This window comes from Streptomyces prunicolor NBRC 13075 (assembly GCF_000367365.1).
Classification (GTDB): Bacteria; Actinomycetota; Actinomycetes; order Streptomycetales; family Streptomycetaceae; genus Streptomyces; species Streptomyces prunicolor.
Map to the genome: position 1 here is coordinate 174,818 of NZ_BARF01000050.1, position 14,199 is coordinate 189,016.

Consider the following 14,199-nt stretch of genomic DNA (forward strand, 5'->3'; position numbering starts at 1 on the left):
CTCGACGTATTGGCTGTGCACCAGTAGCGTCACAAACCCCCCGCGCGGCGTCTATCCACTTGGCGCGCGATCCGCATCATGGATGACCATAGGGATGTGGAAAGCAAGTAAGACCGCTGTGAGAGGAGGCGTCCATGGGATCGGTACGCAAGGCGAGTGCCTGGCTTGGGCTCGTTGACGACAACGATGACGAGCGTTATTACGACGACGACTACTCCGAAGGGACCGAGCAGCCCGGGGATGCCTGGGTCACGGATCCGCGGGTGAAGGTGGCCGAGGACGTCGCCGAGGTGAAGGGCCGACGGATCGGCACGGTCACCCCGGACAGCTTCCGCGACGCCCGCGCCATCGGTGAGCTCTTCCGGGAAGGGGTTCCGGTGATCGTGAACCTCACGGCGATGGAGGCGACCGACGCCAAGCGCGTGGTCGACTTCGCCGCCGGTCTCACCTTCGGCCTGCGCGGCACGATCGAGCGGGTCGCGAACCGAGTCTTCCTGCTGACCCCCGCCAACACGGAGATCGTCAGCGGCGACCCCGCCGTGCGCCGTGAGGACGGTTTCTTCAACCAGAGCTGAGGCAGGGCCGCTTACCGGCCCTGCCTCCCGCAGGGTTGAACAGGGCTTCGAGACTTCCTGTCGGTACTTCCTACCGGAAGGCGTCGAGTCCGGTGAGCGCCTTGCCCAGCACGAGCTGGTGCATCTCGACGGTGCCCTCGTACGTGAGCACCGACTCCAGATTCGTCGCGTGCCGCATCACGGGGTACTCCAGTGAGATCCCGTTGGCACCGAGGATCGTCCGTGCCGTACGACAGATCTCGATGGCCTCTCGTACGTTGTTCAGCTTGCCGAAGCTGACCTGCTCGGGACGCAGGCACCCGGCGTCCATGCGCCGCCCCAGATGGTGGGCGAGCAGAATCCCCTTGTGCAGTTCGACCGCCATGTCGGCGAGCTTGGCCTGGGTGAGCTGGAAGCCGCCGATGGGCCGCCCGAACTGCTCCCGGGTCTTCGCGTACGCGAGCGCGGACTCGAAGGAAGCGCGCGCCGCGCCCATCGCACCCCACACGATTCCGTAACGAGCGTGCGACAAACAGCCGAGCGGCCCCTTCAGTCCCACGACTTCCGGCAACACCGCGTCAGCGGGCAACCGCACGTCGTCGAGGACGAGTTCGCTGGTGACGGATGCGCGGAGTGACCATTTGTGCTTGATCTCCGGAGCGGAGAATCCATCGCTGTCGGTGGGTACGACGAAGCCGCGAATCCCGTCATCGGTCTGCGCCCACACGACGGCGACGCCGGCCACGGACCCGTTGGTGATCCACATCTTCCGCCCGTTGAGGACCCAGTCGCCGCCGTCGCGCTTGGCGTAGGTGCGCATGGCGCCGGGGTCGGAACCGTGGTCGGGTTCGGTGAGCCCGAAGCACCCGATGACGTCACCGGAGGCCATACGCGGCAACCACGCCTGCTTCTGCTCCTCGCTCCCGAAGCGATGAATGGCATACATCGCGAGGGACCCCTGCACCGACACGAGCGACCGGATCCCGGAGTCGGCGGCCTCCAACTCCAGGCAGGCGAGCCCGTATTGGACGGCGGAGGCCCCGGCACACCCGTACCCGTCGAGCGACATCCCGAGCGCCCCGATGCCACCGAGTTCGCGGGCAAGCTCCCGGATCCCGGGCAACTCCCCCTTCTCGTACCACTCCGCGACGTACGGCAGCACCCGGTCGCCGGCCCACGTACGGACGGTGTCCCGGATCGCGAGGTCCTCGGGGTCGAGCAGATCGTCGATGCCGAGGGGGTCGGCGGGGTCGAAGGGGGGCAACTTCGGGGACGCAGCCATGACAGAGCCTCCGGCACTAAAACTATCACCGCTAGTTACGACAACGGGCTCGACGTTACGACGACGGGTCGAGCGCGTCCAGCACAGCCACAAACCTCTCCCACCCGCCCACTCGTTTACCGGCATGTCAGGGGGAACCGTCTCCGGCGGGGGCGGAGCACCGCGGGCGACCGCGCCCACGATCACCGCCACGTCCGAGCATCCGGGGCCCGCAGCCGCCAACGGCGAAGCACCCCCCACAAGACACGTCCACCCCTCAATTGCCCGTAAACGGGTGGTGCGTGGGTGGGAGAGCGTCTTTGGTCAGGCTGAGATGCGGGACTCTGCTACTTCCCTGGGGGCAGGGACCCCCACCGCAGCCGCAGGCACCTCGCACTGCATGATCCGGGGCAACCGCAATGCCATCACCGCGCCCAGGAGCAGCAACCCCGCACTGACAAGCAACGTGACATGCAGCCCGTGCACGAAAGCGTGCCGAGCCGCGTCGCGCAGGGCCGCTCCACGCTCCCCGCCGAGACGCCCGGCGACGTCGTACGCCTCGCCCAGCGAATGCCCCGCCGAGGCCGACGCGGACGCCGGTACACCGGGAACGGACGACAACCCGGGCGCGTACGCCGCGTTCATCACGCTGCCGAGGAGCGCGATGCCGATACCCGCGCCGAGTTGGTACGAGGTCTCGCCTATCGCCGCCGCGCCACCCGCCTGGGCCGGCGGCGCCTCGCTCAGCATCGACTCGTACGCCCCGAAAAGCGTCATCTCCAGCCCGAACCCGAGCAACAGGAACCCGAAGAGCAGCAGCCCGGTGTTGTCCCGCTCGCCCATCGCGGTCAGCGTCAGCACCGAGAACGCGGTCAGGCAGAACCCGAAGCACACCATCCGGCGCGGGCCGAACCGCCGGAGCATCCGCGCCCCGAACAACCCCGCCGCCATCGCCGCGAACGTCAGCGGCAGCAGCCGTAGACCCGTCTGGAGGGGTGACAACCTCAGCACCAGTTGCAGGTACTGCGCCGCGATCAGCTCCAGGCCGACCAGTGCCAGCATCGCCAGCACGATGCAGCCCACGGACGTGCTGAACGCCGGCCTGCGGAACATCTTCAGGTCCACCAGCGGATGCGTACGGCGCCGTTGCCGTCGTACGAAAAGAACCAGCAGCACCGCGCCCACGAGCAGCGGGGCCACGGTCCACCCGCTCTCCACGGGCTCCCCGCCACCGAGCCGCTTCACGCCGAAGACGACACCGAAGAGACCGCCCGCGGCCATGAGCGCGCCGACGACGTCCCACGGGCCGTTGCGATCGCCGCGGGACTCGGGGAGGAGGAGCCGGCCGATCGGGAGGCTGATCAGCATCAGGGGGATGTTGACGAGGAAGACCGAGCCCCACCAGAAGTGTTCGAGGAGGAAGCCGCCGAGCAGCGGGCCCACCGCCGCGCCGACCGCGGCCACCGCGCTCCACACGCCGATCGCCACCGCCCGCTCACGCCGGTCGGGGAAGACCTGGCGGAGGATCGAGAGCGTGGCCGGCATGATCATCGCGCCGCCGACGCCGAGCAGCGCCCGCGCGAGGATCAGGACCTGGGCGTCATGGGCGAGGGCCGCGAGGCCGGAGGCGACGCCGAAGAGGCCGTAGCCGAGAAGGAGAATCCGCCTGCGGCCCACTCTGTCGCCGAGGGTGCCGAAGAGGATGAGGAGCGAGGCGCAGACCAGCGGATAGACGTCGACGATCCAGAGCAGCTCTATCGCGCCGGGTTTGAGGTCCTCGGTGACGGCCGGCACCGCGACATGCAGCACGGTGGCGTCGAGCGCGACGAGCAGCAGGCTGACGCAGAGGACGACGAGGACGACCCAGCGGTTGGCACCGGCCCCGGCCGCCCGACGGCGCAGCGCTGCGGCGGCCGTGGTCGTCCCGGACATGAACTACCTCCCAGATGTTCCCTCGCGTTCGGCGGGTTCACGGGGTGGGGACTCCCTGTGACTGCGGCCGGAGAGGAGCGGTGTCTCCGACCCGCGCAACGAAGGCGAGTGAGCCGTCAGCGTACGCGAGTTCACGCCAATGCCACGTGGCGGACCTCTCACACTCTCCGGAGAACACGTGTGGCGTACACCACTCACCCTTCTGTGGACCACGCCCCCGCCGGGCCTGCCGGTTCCGCACCCCCTCGATAATCGGGTCCGTGAACGATCTCGCAGCACCTCTGCGCCGGGCGGCCCCGGCCCTCCTCGGGTACGCCGCCGTCCGCGCCCTGGGCCTGGTGGTGCTCGCGGTGTGGAGCGCGGCGCGCGGCAAGAGCGCCCACACCTTGCTGACAGCGCGGTGGGACGCCCTCTGGTACACCCGGGTCGCCGACCTCGGTTACGGATACGAGGTCCGCCTCCCGAACGGCGACGTCCACTCGAACCTCGCCTTCTTCCCCCTGCTGCCCTGGCTGGAAAGGCTCATACACGCGATTTCCCCGCTGTCGTACGCCGACGGCGGTCTCATGGTGAGCGTGCTCGCCTCGCTGGCTGCGGCCTGGGGGATCTTCGCCGTCGTTGAGCTCGTCTACGGCGGTCGCGTGGCCGTGTGTGCCGTACTCCTGTGGGCCGTACTCCCCGTCGGGATCGTGCAGTCGATGGCGTACAGCGAGTCGCTCTTCACCGCGCTCGCCGCCTGGTCCCTGTACGCCGTGCTGACGGGCCGCTGGGTGACGGCGGGCACGCTCGCCCTGCTGGCCGGGCTGACGCGGCCCGTGGGGCTCGCGGTCGTCGCCGCGGTGTGGGTCGCGGGCATCACCTCGTTCACCGGATTCACCCCGCGCGCGGAGGCCTCTTTCGTGCGGGACCGCAGCCCGGCGCCCGCGCCCGGCGCGCGGATCTGGCCGCGCGCCCTCGGGATGGCGATCGCACCCCTGGGCGCCGCCGGGTACGTCCTGTGGGTCGGACACCGTACCGGCAAGGGCCCGTTCGGCTATCTGGACGTGCAGGCGGGCTGGCGCAACGGTTTCGACGGGGGCGCCGCCTTCGCCCGTTTCGTCGGCGACAAGTTCACGTCGTTCCCCTCGGCCCTGGCCGGGGTGGGGCTGATCGTCGGGGTCGGGCTGGTGCTCTGGCTGTACGTCGTGGGCGTCCGGCAGGGCCAGCCGCTGCCCCTGCTGGTGTACACGGGGGTCGTCACCGCGCTCGCGCTGTGCGCGTCGAGCTACTTCGGCTCGAAGCCGCGCCTGCTGATGCCCGCCTTCCCCCTGCTGCTCCCCCTCGCACTCGCCCTGGCGCGGCTGCGTACCTCCAGGTCAGCATGGGTGGTGGGCGGTGTCGCGGCGGCATCGGCGGTGTACGGGGCGTTCTGGCTGAACGGATCCGGCCCGCCCTGATCCACTCGGCGCGCCCATGATCCACTCGCCATGCCCCATGATCCACTCGTCACGCTCCATGAGCGCCCGGCCAATTTCACCCCAGCATTTGGTGAACTAATTCATAAGGGCCATAAAACTCGACCCGGCATGATCAAAGGAATTGAAGGACGGAGCCGACCGGGATTGCGGAATCCTCGGAAATAAACCTGCCGCTGAGAGCTTTCCCACATCACATCGTCATCACAAAGCCGCTGTTTCGACGGGGATCCACACTCACTCGCTGTAACGTCGATTGGGTGCGTACCGAAGGAAACCTCACCCGTCTGGACCGGGTGTTCGCGAGGCTGGACCGTGAACCTGAACGGCCGGCCAACATCGATGTGCCGAAGATGAGCCGGCACAGGGCCGTGCTCTTTGTGGCGACCCTGGCCTTCTATCTGGCCATCGTGTGGCTCGTCGTGACCACGTCCTGGCTGGTCCGGTTCGACTGGCAGGTCATGTTCTTCCGGCCGTACCAGCAGTGGGCCGGCATCCACTGGTTCGTCGACTACTACGTGGTCCTGGGCCAGCGCGGCCCGACCGCGGTGATGGTCGCGGCCTGGCTGGGCTGGCGCTCCTGGCGGCAGCACACGCTGCGCCCGCTGCTGACCCTGGGCACCTTGCTGCTGCTGCTGAACATCACGGTCGGCGCCGCGAAGCTCGGCATGGGCCGCCTCGGCCCGCACTACGCCACCGTCATCGGCTCGAACGAGATGGGCCTCGGCGGCGATATATTCCCCAGCGGCCACACCGCCAACGCGGTCGTGACCTGGGGAATTCTGGCGTATCTGGCCTCCACGCCGGCCGCCCGCCGCTGGCTGTCCGCCGCCTCCGCGGTGACCTCCCTCGGCGTCGGTCTCGCCACGGTCTACCTCGGTACGCACTGGCTGAGCGATGTGCTGCTCGGGTGGGCCGCCGGTCTGCTGGTCCTGCTCGCCCTCCCCTGGTGCGAGCCGCTGATCGCCCTGGCCGAGACCCGGATCTTCGACCTGCGCGACCGCTGGCGCGCCCGTCGCGGCCGTACGGCACCCGCCCCCGTGCCCGCCTCGCCGGTCACCGCACCGGTGCTGCTCAAGCCACGCGCCTCCTCGGGCGACGAGGTCCCGGCGGCCCGCGAGACGGTCACCGCGAGCCGTTCGGCCCGGCCGCCCGCCCATCTCGCCCCGGGCCCGCACACGACCCGCTCGGAGCGCACCCCGGTCACCCCGATCGGCAGCCGCCGCCCGCCGCACCCGGACCGTGTGGCGCGCGGCACCACCCCGGCCACGGCCGCCGCCCGTCCGGCGACGGGCGGCTGACCCCGCCCCGGACCGCGGGGCCGGTACGCACAACCATCCCCGCGCATCAAGAAGGCCCCCGTTCCTCCAGCGGAACCGGGGCCTTCGTCGCATCTGCGCTCAACGTGTACGGCCAACGTGTGCGGCCAACGTGGTGCGCTCAGCCCTTCCAGGCGCGCGTCACCGTGCCGTTCTCGACCTCGAAGTTGAGCCGTCCCACGCGGAACTCCATGGTGATGATCGCCCCCGGCGGCAGCGACCGCACGCTCGACCACCCGCGCTCCCGCGCGAGCCGCTCGGCCTCTGTCCCGTCGAGGCCCACATAGCTGTTCGGACTGTCCTGGGGCTCTGCCGGTGGAGTCGGAATGGATGCCATGCCCGCCACGCTAGCCCCTCTTCTCCTCTCTCCGTCCCTCTCCGGTCACACTTCTGTCACAGGATCAGGACGTGTGTTTTGTGCTGCATCCCTCACACGTATGAGCGGTTCCGTACGTCTTCCGCAGGCATTCGAACGTAATTCCCGCCTGTCGGTCCGGCTCACCGAATAGCCCAACGGAAAGGTGCCGCGAGAACCGGCCGGGCGCCCCATTCCTTTCCGATTCCGTGCCGTACGGCGGAAGCTGACGCCGCATAAGAGTTTCACCGTTTCAGCACAGAATCGCCGTCGGCTCCCCGGCCGTGCCGGTCCAGCGCCCGGGACAGCCGGTCCCGGGCCGTCCTGATCGTCTCGGTCAGCCCGACGGGCTCCAGGACCTCGAAGTCGAAGCCCATCATCATCACGTGGATCACCATCAGGTCGAGGTTCGGGGCCCCGGTCCGCAGCAGACAGGCGTCCGGTCCGTCGGCCTCCAGCGTCCCGGCGGACGGTGAGATCCGCTCGGCGGCCTCCTGGAGGGGCACGAGCAACCGTACGACGGCGTGGGAGGCGTACGCGCGCGTGGAGACCCCTTTCGAGACGTACGCGGCGAGGTCCTCCGCCGGTGGTGTGCGCGGGGTGAAGCGCGGCCCGTGCGGCGGCCGGGGCGTGACGCGGTCGACGCGGAAGGTGCGCCAGTCCTCGCGGTCCAGGTCCCAGGCAACGAGATACCAGCGGCGCTCGGTGCACACCAGGCGGTGCGGTTCGACGCTGCGGCGGGTGGGTGTGCTGTCGTGGCTCTCGTAGTCGAAGCGCACCCGCTCGGCGTCCCGGCACAGGGCGGCCAGCTCGGTCAGCACGGCCGGGTCGACGGCGGACGGCAGCGTGCTGTGCAGCATCGGCACGGTGAACGCGTTGAGGGCGCCCACCCGGCGGCGCAGCCGGTTCGGCAGCACCTGTTCGAGCTTGGTCAGGGCGCGTACGGAGGTCTCGCCGATGCCCTCGATGCCCTGCCCGGCGGCGGTGCGCAGCCCGACCGCCACGGCGACCGCCTCGTCGTCGTCCAGCAGCAGCGGCGGCAACTCGGCGCCCGCGCCCAGCTGGTAGCCGCCACCCGTGCCGGGACTGGCGTTGACGGGATACCCCAGTTCCCGCAGCCGGTCCACGTCCCGGCGCACGGTACGCGGGGTGACCCCGAGCCGGTCGGCCAGGTCGGCGCCGGACCACTCGCGGTGGGCCTGGAGCAGCGAGAGCAGGCGCAGGAGTCGTGCCGAGGTCTCCAACATGGTCGAAGTGTCTATCAAGGACGGTCTGGATCAAGGGCGCCCCTGTGTCGGCGGCGATCTGCATCAAGGGCTGTACGGCAGTTGTGGCACATCGAAACAGGTGCTGTTCATGTCCCCTTGCGGGACCCACCCCTTGCCGTCCTGCCACCGGGCCACCGACAGGCACGTCCTGCGTGTCTTCGGCGGCTCGGCAAACCGCTCGAAGGAGACCGGAACCAACAGCCCGTCCGCGGTGTAGTTCTCGCTCCGGTTCATGAAGCCGTCGACGCACGCGCGCGTGGCGCCCGTTTTCGTCTTCGCGCACGCCTTTGCCGCGTCCGTGAACCACATCGCCGCCGCCCACCCCTCCAACTGCCACTGGGAATGCGCCTTCAGCCCCTTCGTCGCGTCCCGGAACTCCCGTACGGCCGCCTGGGAGGTGTCGTCGAAGTCTCGGCTGGACCCGGTCGCCCACAGCGCGTTGCGGCAGCGCGGGGAGTTCTTGTAGTCCTCGGGGACGGTGGACGTCCAGTTCTGTACGTTCGTCACCTTGGCGATGACCTTCGCGCCGACCTGGTCCATCGCCTCGCACAACTGGGCGTTCCCGTGCGTGTCGATGGCGTCGAAGACGAGGTCGGCGCCCTGCTGCTTCAGGTCCGCCGCCGCGGCACGGAAGTTGGGCAGCGCGAAGTCCACCTGCTCGCTGACGACCTTGTAGCCCTCGGCCTTCAGCCCCTGCTCGACGAGGCGGGCGTAGGCGGCGGACGCGGCCTGGTTGTACGACACGACGGCGGCGGTACGGGCGCCCTGCTCGCGCTTGAAGTACCGGTAGACCTCCGTGCCGCCGTACAACTTCCCGCCCCAGCCCGGAGTCCCGGCGCGGGGCGCGAGGCTGCCGTAGATGCCGTACAGGTGCGGGTACGTGTCGTAGGCCGCGCCGATGGGCTGGCCGCCGATGTCGGGCACGCGCGCGTGGGAGACGCGGGAGGCGCCCGCGTAGTCGAGGGCGGTGGTGGCGACCAGGGCGACGACGGCGTCCCCATCGGCCCCGTCGACGAGTTGATGCACGCACGCGTTGTTGCCGACACCGCTGCCGCCGTCGTCGCACAGGCGCACCTGGACCGGGTGCCCGGCGATGCCCCCGCGCGCGTTGAGGCGGTCGAAGTACGCCTGGGCGCCGTCGCGGGGGCCGGTGAAGGTGTCGCCGCCGACCGGGCTCGTCGCGCTGGTGATGATGCCGACGCGGATCGGTGTGCCGCTACTGGGCACGGGCGTACGGGAGTTGCCGTGCTCGAAGTCGCTCTCCGGGAGGCGGCTGCCGCAGGCCGTGCCCGCGAGGAGCAGCAGCACCGCGGCAGCGGCCTCAGCAGCCCGCCCCGGGCGACTGCGAGGCATCGCCGCTCAACGCCACCAGCGCGCACAGGGTGTTGACGGACACCTTCCAAGTGCCGCCCTGTTGCACGGCCGTCCCGGAGGCGTTCGGGAGGGCGGTGGCGCCGTTCAGGGTGAGGCTGTAGGTCACGGTCGCCTTGGTCGCCGCGGTGAACTCGACCTTCTGGACGTCCGCTTGGACCTGCCCGCCGCGCTTGTCGCCGCTGAAGGCCTTCAGGACCGGGCCCATCTGCTCGCCGTTCTCCAGGACGGCCTGTTTGTCCGCGCTGGAGCTGGCCGGGTCGAAGAACGTCTTCCAGTTGGCCTTGATCTGGGTCGTCGCGGCGGCCGGGTCGGCGGGCGCGGTCGCCGGTGCGCTCGTCGGCTGCTCGACGGACGGGGTGGGCGGTGGTGCGCTGCCGCCGCCCCCGCTGTCGTCGCTGCAGGCCGCGAGGGCCGGGCCGAGCACGAGGACCAGGGCGGCGGCAACTACCGTGCCCCGCACGCGCCTTGTGTTCCTTCGCCTGAGGTCGCTCCCGAGAACCATCTGGCTCACCGCCGGGTGTCGTTCCGGGCCGTGCTCGCCCGGTGTTTTCAGGTCAGGTGTCAGAAGGCATAGTGCAAGCCATTGGCCGGCATGGACAGACACCCGACGTGTGGGGGCCGTAAATGCGGACAGCCCGACTGCGGACCGTGCACCCCGCCCTGTGGGCCGGCTGGGCCGTGCTCGCCGCCGGCGCGGTCCTGTGCGTGATCGGCTGGTACGGCGTCTCCGGCGAGCGCTACGCGGAACGCCAACTCCCCTACCTGGCCTCCTGTACGATCCCCGGCGCCGCGCTGATCGTCGCCGCCGCGATCCTCCTCACGCACGGCCGCAGCGCCCTCGCCGCCGCGCGCGTGGAGGAGCTGTACGGCCTTCTCGTGGCCGCCGAACCCGTCGACGCCGAGGAGTCCGATCAGACCGCCGCGGCGCCCATAGCCATCAGCGGAGACCTGCTGATGGTGCCGGGCGGCACGCTGTGGCACCGCGCGGACTGCCCGTTGGTCGCCGGGAAGCCCGAAGCGGTGCCGGTGGACGCGAAGTTGGTGGCGAACGGCGAGCTGAGCCCCTGCCCGATCTGCGAACCCGCCGAAGCCGACGACTGACGCCCCCGATGTCCACCTTCACCTACGACCTCACCCTCGCCGGTCTCTCGGTCGGCAGCGCCGCCGCGCTCACCGGGATCGGCCTGATCGTGACGTACCGGGCGACCGGCGTCCTCAACTTCGCGCACGGCGCGATCGCGATGGTGTGCGCGTACGCGCTGCGGCAGTGCGTGGTCGGGTGGGGCTGGCCGCTGTGGCTGGGCGCGATGGTGACCCTGCTCTTCCTGGCGCCGGGTATCGGGGTCGTGCTGGAACGGTTCGTCTTCCGGCCGCTGTCGGTCCTCGGCGGTGATCCGGCGCAGACGCTGGTCGCGTCCATCGGGGTGTTCGTGCTGCTGGTCGGCGGGGCCGCGTTGCTCTGGGGCCAGGGGGCGCGGGACGACGCGCCGGAGCTGGTGTCGGCCGATCCCTGGGGGCAGTTGGCGGTGGTGCTCGTGCTGGCCACCGGAGTCGGGGCGGTGATCCGCTGGACGCGTTTCGGGCGGGAGCTGCGGGCCGTCGTGGACGACCGCCAACTCGCGGTCCTGGGTGGCGTGGACGCGGACCGGGTGGCCGCGGCGGGCTGGGCGTTCGGTTCCTTCACGGCGGGCCTGACGGGCGTACTCCTCGCGCCGTACGTGCGCCTGGACCCGTACGGTCTGCCGCTGCTCGTCATGGAGGTGGTGGCGGTCGCGGTGGCCGCGCGGATGCGGAGCCTGCCGGTGGCCGTGGTGGTGGCGCTTGGGATCGGGGTCGGGCAGAGCCAGTTGACGCGGCTACATCCGGCGGACTGGCGTGGGCAGTTGGTGCAGGCGGTGGGCGCGAACCTGTTCGTGGTCGCCCTGTTGGTAGCGGCGTTGGTGCTGCCCGGACTCGGCTCCCGTGACGCCCTCCCACGTACGACGACGGCCCGCATCGCAACGCCTCCGGCTGCCTGGATCGTAGCCGGGGTGCTGTTCCTCCTCCCCCTCGGCTTCGCGGGCTCGGACCTGCACACCTCGGTCCAAGTCCCGGCACTGGGCGTGGTGTTGCTGTCCCTGGTGGTGGTCACAGGGCGCGGCGGTCAGCTCTCGCTGGGGCAGGCGACGTACGCGGGCCTGGGCGCCCTGTTCACGGCACTGCTGGCGGCGGGCCGCTTCCCGCTCCTCCCCCGCCTCCCCGAACTGGCCGCGCTGGCACTGGCGGTACTCCTGGTGGCTCCCCTGGGCCTGCTGACCGGCTGGCCCGCGATCAGCCGCCACGGCCTGTCCCTCGCCCTCGCGACCTTCGCGGTCGGCGTCGGGGTCAGCCGCTTCGTCTTCGCCCAGCCGTACGCCACGTCGGGCCTGTCGCTCGACCGCCCGTCCGGTTTCGACGGCGACCGCGCCTACTACGCCCTCGAACTCACCCTCCTGGCAGCCGCGTTGCTGACGACCCACACCCTGCGCAGGGGCCGCACCGGCCGCGCCCTCGCCGCCCTGCGCGACCACGAACAGGGCGCGTCCGCGGCGGGCGTCCAGGTCCCGCCCCTGAAACTCCTGGCCTTCGTCACGGGCGCCGCGTTGGCCGCCCTCGGCGGCGGCATGCTCGGCATGGGCGTACGCGCCTTCGACCCCTCTGCCTACGACCCCGTACGGGGGCTGCTGTGGTTCGCCGCGGTGGTCGTCCTGGGCGCCGACAGCACCCTGGGCGCGCTGGCCGCCGCGGCCCTGCTGGTCGGGCTGGACGCGGGGGCACGTGGCGGGGTGGCGGCGGCGCTGATCGGGGTGTTGGCGGTGGGCGTGGGGCGGTTCCCCGGGGGGCCGTACGAGGCGTTGCGGGTGGCGGCGGGGCGGCTGCGGCCTCAACGGAGGGTGCGGCTCACGGTGTTGGGGGTGGGGGTGCGAAGAAGGCTGCGGCCCGTGTATGTACGCGCAGGGTCAACGGAGGCTGCCGGGCCGTGTGTTGTGCGCGAAGCGGAGAGCGACGCGGGGCGAGCGTCTGGGGCGCGGAGTCTTCAGGGGCACGCTGCCGGGGCCGGGCAGCGGGGTGGATCGGGCGCAATCACACCTGCCCATGCGGGTGTTGCACATCCTGCCCAGCCCGACACCGGGTCGGGACACGCCACCGAACCCGGGCAGCGGGGCCAGGCGAGCGCAACGCCGGCTGATCACACGGACGTTGCGCGCCCGGCCCGGCACGACACCGGGTGGAAACACGCCCCCGCCCCCAGACGGACACCCACCCCACCCGTCCTCACCGCCCACACCCTCCACGCCCGCTACGGCGGTTTCACCGCGCTCGACGGAGTCGATCTCGTCGTGCGGGCCGGGCAGGTCACCGCTGTGGTCGGACCCAACGGGGCGGGAAAGAGCACGCTGTTCCACTGTCTGGCCGGGACCGTGCGGCCCGCGCGGGGGCAGGTGCGGTTCGGTGGGCGGGACATCACCCGGCTGCCCGCGCATGCACGCACGCGGCTCGGGATCGGCCGGACCTTTCAACAGCTCGCGGTGTTCCCCTCGTTGACCGTCGCCGAGAACGTGCGCGTGGGGGCCGAGCAGGGCCGGGTCGCCGAACCGGGTTCCGTGGAGCGGGCGTTGCGGCTGTTCGGGCTCGACGGGGACGTACGGTCGCTGCCCGCCGCCGGGCTGCCCACCGGGACGCTGCGCCGGGTGGAGCTGGCGCGGGCGTTCGCCGGAAGTCCCAGTGTGCTGCTGCTCGACGAACCCGCCGCCGGACTCGACACCGCCGAAGTGGCCGCGCTGAACCTGGTGTTGCGGGCCCTGGCCGCCGAGGGCACCGCCCTGCTCGTCGTGGAGCACGACCTCGATCTGGTCGCCGGCCTCGCCGACGTGGTCCATGTGATGTCCGCGGGTCGCATCGTCTCCTCCGGCCCGCCCGATCGCGTCCTTGACGCACCGGGTCCCCAGGAGACCCCCGCATGACCATCTCCCTGCGCCACGCGCGCGTGCGCTACGGCCCCCTCGAAGCCCTGCACGGCATCACCCTCGCCGCCCCCACCCAGGGGCTCACCGTCCTGCTGGGCCGCAACGGCTCCGGCCGTACAACCGCCCTGCGCGCCCTCGCCGGGACGATCGCGCTGTCGGGCGGTGCGGTGGTGTGGGACGGCGCCGAGGTGACCCGTATGCCCGCGTACGAACGGGCTCGCCGGGGACTGTGTCTGGTGCCGGAGCGTCGGGCCGTGTTCGGGTCCCTCACCGTGCACGAGAATCTCGAACTCGCCGCGCGGGACTATGCCGTTGCCCTCGACGCGTATCCGCAACTGGGCCCCCTGCTCCCCCGCCGGGCCGGCACCCTCTCCGGTGGCGAGCAGCGGATGCTCGCCCTCTCCCGGGCCCTGCTGGCACGCGCGCGCGTGGTGCTCGTCGACGAACCGGCGCAGGGCATGTCACCCGCGGTCGCGGCGCACACGTACGAACTGCTGGGCGGGTTGGAGGCGTGTGTGGTCGTGGCCGAGCAGCGGTTGCCGCCGGTGCTGCGCGGCCGGGCGGCGATCGTGTACGAACTGCGGCGCGGGACGGTCGTGTTCGGCGGCGAGGCGGCCGAACTGGAGTGACGAGCGCGCCCCCGCCCGGTCGGAGGACCGGGCGGGGGCGGCACGGGAGCGGCTCGGCTCAGAGGTC

12 protein-coding genes are annotated in these 14,199 nt (G+C 71.1%); 6 read left to right on the forward strand and 6 right to left on the reverse strand.

What is annotated here, in order from left to right; translation table 11 throughout:
- The first annotated feature begins 134 nt into the window (after positions 1 to 134).
- Entirely contained in the window at positions 135 to 575 is a 441-nt protein-coding gene (locus SPR02S_RS22690) for a cell division protein SepF (RefSeq protein ID WP_019059292.1), read from the forward strand.
- A gap of 70 nt (positions 576 to 645) precedes the next feature.
- Here SPR02S_RS22690 and SPR02S_RS22695 read toward each other — a convergent pair whose 3' ends face one another.
- Both SPR02S_RS22695 and SPR02S_RS22700 read right to left on the reverse strand, forming a co-directional pair.
- Positions 646 to 1,836 carry an acyl-CoA dehydrogenase family protein gene (locus SPR02S_RS22695; protein WP_019059293.1) on the reverse strand — a complete coding sequence of 397 codons (1,191 nt, stop codon included), beginning with the start codon at positions 1,834 to 1,836 and terminating at the stop codon, positions 646 to 648.
- A gap of 303 nt (positions 1,837 to 2,139) precedes the next feature.
- The gene (locus SPR02S_RS22700) at positions 2,140 to 3,747 is read right to left on the reverse strand and encodes an MFS transporter (protein WP_019059294.1); all 1,608 of its coding nucleotides are present in this window, start codon (positions 3,745 to 3,747) and stop codon (positions 2,140 to 2,142) included.
- A gap of 260 nt (positions 3,748 to 4,007) precedes the next feature.
- Here SPR02S_RS22700 and SPR02S_RS22705 point away from each other — a divergent pair, with 260 nt between their 5' ends.
- Together SPR02S_RS22705 and SPR02S_RS22710 are read left to right on the forward strand one after the other, a co-directional pair.
- Positions 4,008 to 5,183, forward strand: coding sequence for a putative hexosyltransferase (locus tag SPR02S_RS22705; protein WP_019059295.1), 1,176 nt, complete (start codon positions 4,008 to 4,010; stop codon positions 5,181 to 5,183).
- 278 nt (positions 5,184 to 5,461) lie between these two features.
- On the forward strand, positions 5,462 to 6,502 hold the full coding sequence (locus SPR02S_RS22710) for a phosphatase PAP2 family protein (RefSeq protein ID WP_026150788.1): 1,041 nt from the start codon (positions 5,462 to 5,464) through the stop codon (positions 6,500 to 6,502).
- A 139-nt stretch (positions 6,503 to 6,641) separates the two neighbouring features.
- On the opposite strand, the gene SPR02S_RS22715 is transcribed toward SPR02S_RS22710, so the two are convergent.
- The 4 genes from SPR02S_RS22715 to SPR02S_RS22730 form a co-directional block, all read right to left on the reverse strand.
- Positions 6,642 to 6,857: an I78 family peptidase inhibitor gene (locus SPR02S_RS22715; protein WP_026150789.1), complete on the reverse strand. Its 216-nt coding sequence runs from the start codon at positions 6,855 to 6,857 to the stop codon at positions 6,642 to 6,644.
- A 263-nt stretch (positions 6,858 to 7,120) separates the two neighbouring features.
- Positions 7,121 to 8,122: a helix-turn-helix transcriptional regulator gene (locus tag SPR02S_RS22720; RefSeq protein ID WP_019059298.1), complete on the reverse strand. Its 1,002-nt coding sequence runs from the start codon at positions 8,120 to 8,122 to the stop codon at positions 7,121 to 7,123.
- Positions 8,123 to 8,185: 63 nt separating this feature from the next.
- Entirely contained in the window at positions 8,186 to 9,496 is a 1,311-nt protein-coding gene (locus tag SPR02S_RS22725) for an ABC transporter substrate-binding protein (protein ID WP_026150790.1), read from the reverse strand.
- Entirely contained in the window at positions 9,465 to 10,019 is a 555-nt protein-coding gene (locus SPR02S_RS22730; RefSeq protein WP_026150791.1) for an MTB12 C-terminal domain-containing protein, read from the reverse strand. Before SPR02S_RS22730 ends, SPR02S_RS22725 begins: the two co-directional genes overlap by 32 nt.
- Before the next feature lie 122 nt (positions 10,020 to 10,141).
- Here SPR02S_RS22730 and SPR02S_RS22735 point away from each other — a divergent pair, with 122 nt between their 5' ends.
- From SPR02S_RS22735 to SPR02S_RS22745, 3 genes are read left to right on the forward strand one after another with little or no spacing between them, the layout of a single operon-like run.
- Positions 10,142 to 10,618 (forward strand): hypothetical protein, encoded by a 477-nt coding sequence (locus SPR02S_RS22735; RefSeq protein WP_019059301.1) that lies wholly within the window; start codon positions 10,142 to 10,144, stop codon positions 10,616 to 10,618.
- An 8-nt stretch (positions 10,619 to 10,626) separates the two neighbouring features.
- Positions 10,627 to 13,500: an ABC transporter permease subunit gene (locus tag SPR02S_RS22740; RefSeq protein WP_019059302.1), complete on the forward strand. Its 2,874-nt coding sequence runs from the start codon at positions 10,627 to 10,629 to the stop codon at positions 13,498 to 13,500.
- A complete protein-coding gene (locus SPR02S_RS22745; RefSeq protein WP_019059303.1) occupies positions 13,497 to 14,132 on the forward strand; it encodes an ATP-binding cassette domain-containing protein in 636 nt (211 codons plus the stop codon). The genes SPR02S_RS22740 and SPR02S_RS22745 overlap by 4 nt, the downstream gene beginning before the upstream one ends.
- Positions 14,133 to 14,199: the final 67 nt, after the last annotated feature.

Excerpts from the sequence above, each read along its gene's own strand:
- SPR02S_RS22745 (WP_019059303.1), top strand. The coding sequence starts at position 13,497 with ATGACCATCTCCCTGCGCCACGCGCGCGTGCGCTACGGCCCCCTCGAA.
- SPR02S_RS22735 (WP_019059301.1), top strand. The coding sequence starts at position 10,142 with ATGCGGACAGCCCGACTGCGGACCGTGCACCCCGCCCTGTGGGCCGGC.
- SPR02S_RS22740 (WP_019059302.1), top strand. The coding sequence starts at position 10,627 with ATGTCCACCTTCACCTACGACCTCACCCTCGCCGGTCTCTCGGTCGGC.
- SPR02S_RS22730 (WP_026150791.1), bottom strand. The coding sequence starts at position 10,019 with ATGGTTCTCGGGAGCGACCTCAGGCGAAGGAACACAAGGCGCGTGCGG.
- SPR02S_RS22695 (WP_019059293.1), bottom strand. The coding sequence starts at position 1,836 with ATGGCTGCGTCCCCGAAGTTGCCCCCCTTCGACCCCGCCGACCCCCTC.
- SPR02S_RS22690 (WP_019059292.1), top strand. The coding sequence starts at position 135 with ATGGGATCGGTACGCAAGGCGAGTGCCTGGCTTGGGCTCGTTGACGAC.
- SPR02S_RS22715 (WP_026150789.1), bottom strand. The coding sequence starts at position 6,857 with ATGGCATCCATTCCGACTCCACCGGCAGAGCCCCAGGACAGTCCGAAC.
- SPR02S_RS22700 (WP_019059294.1), bottom strand. The coding sequence starts at position 3,747 with ATGTCCGGGACGACCACGGCCGCCGCAGCGCTGCGCCGTCGGGCGGCC.
- SPR02S_RS22720 (WP_019059298.1), bottom strand. The coding sequence starts at position 8,122 with ATGTTGGAGACCTCGGCACGACTCCTGCGCCTGCTCTCGCTGCTCCAG.
- SPR02S_RS22725 (WP_026150790.1), bottom strand. The coding sequence starts at position 9,496 with ATGCCTCGCAGTCGCCCGGGGCGGGCTGCTGAGGCCGCTGCCGCGGTG.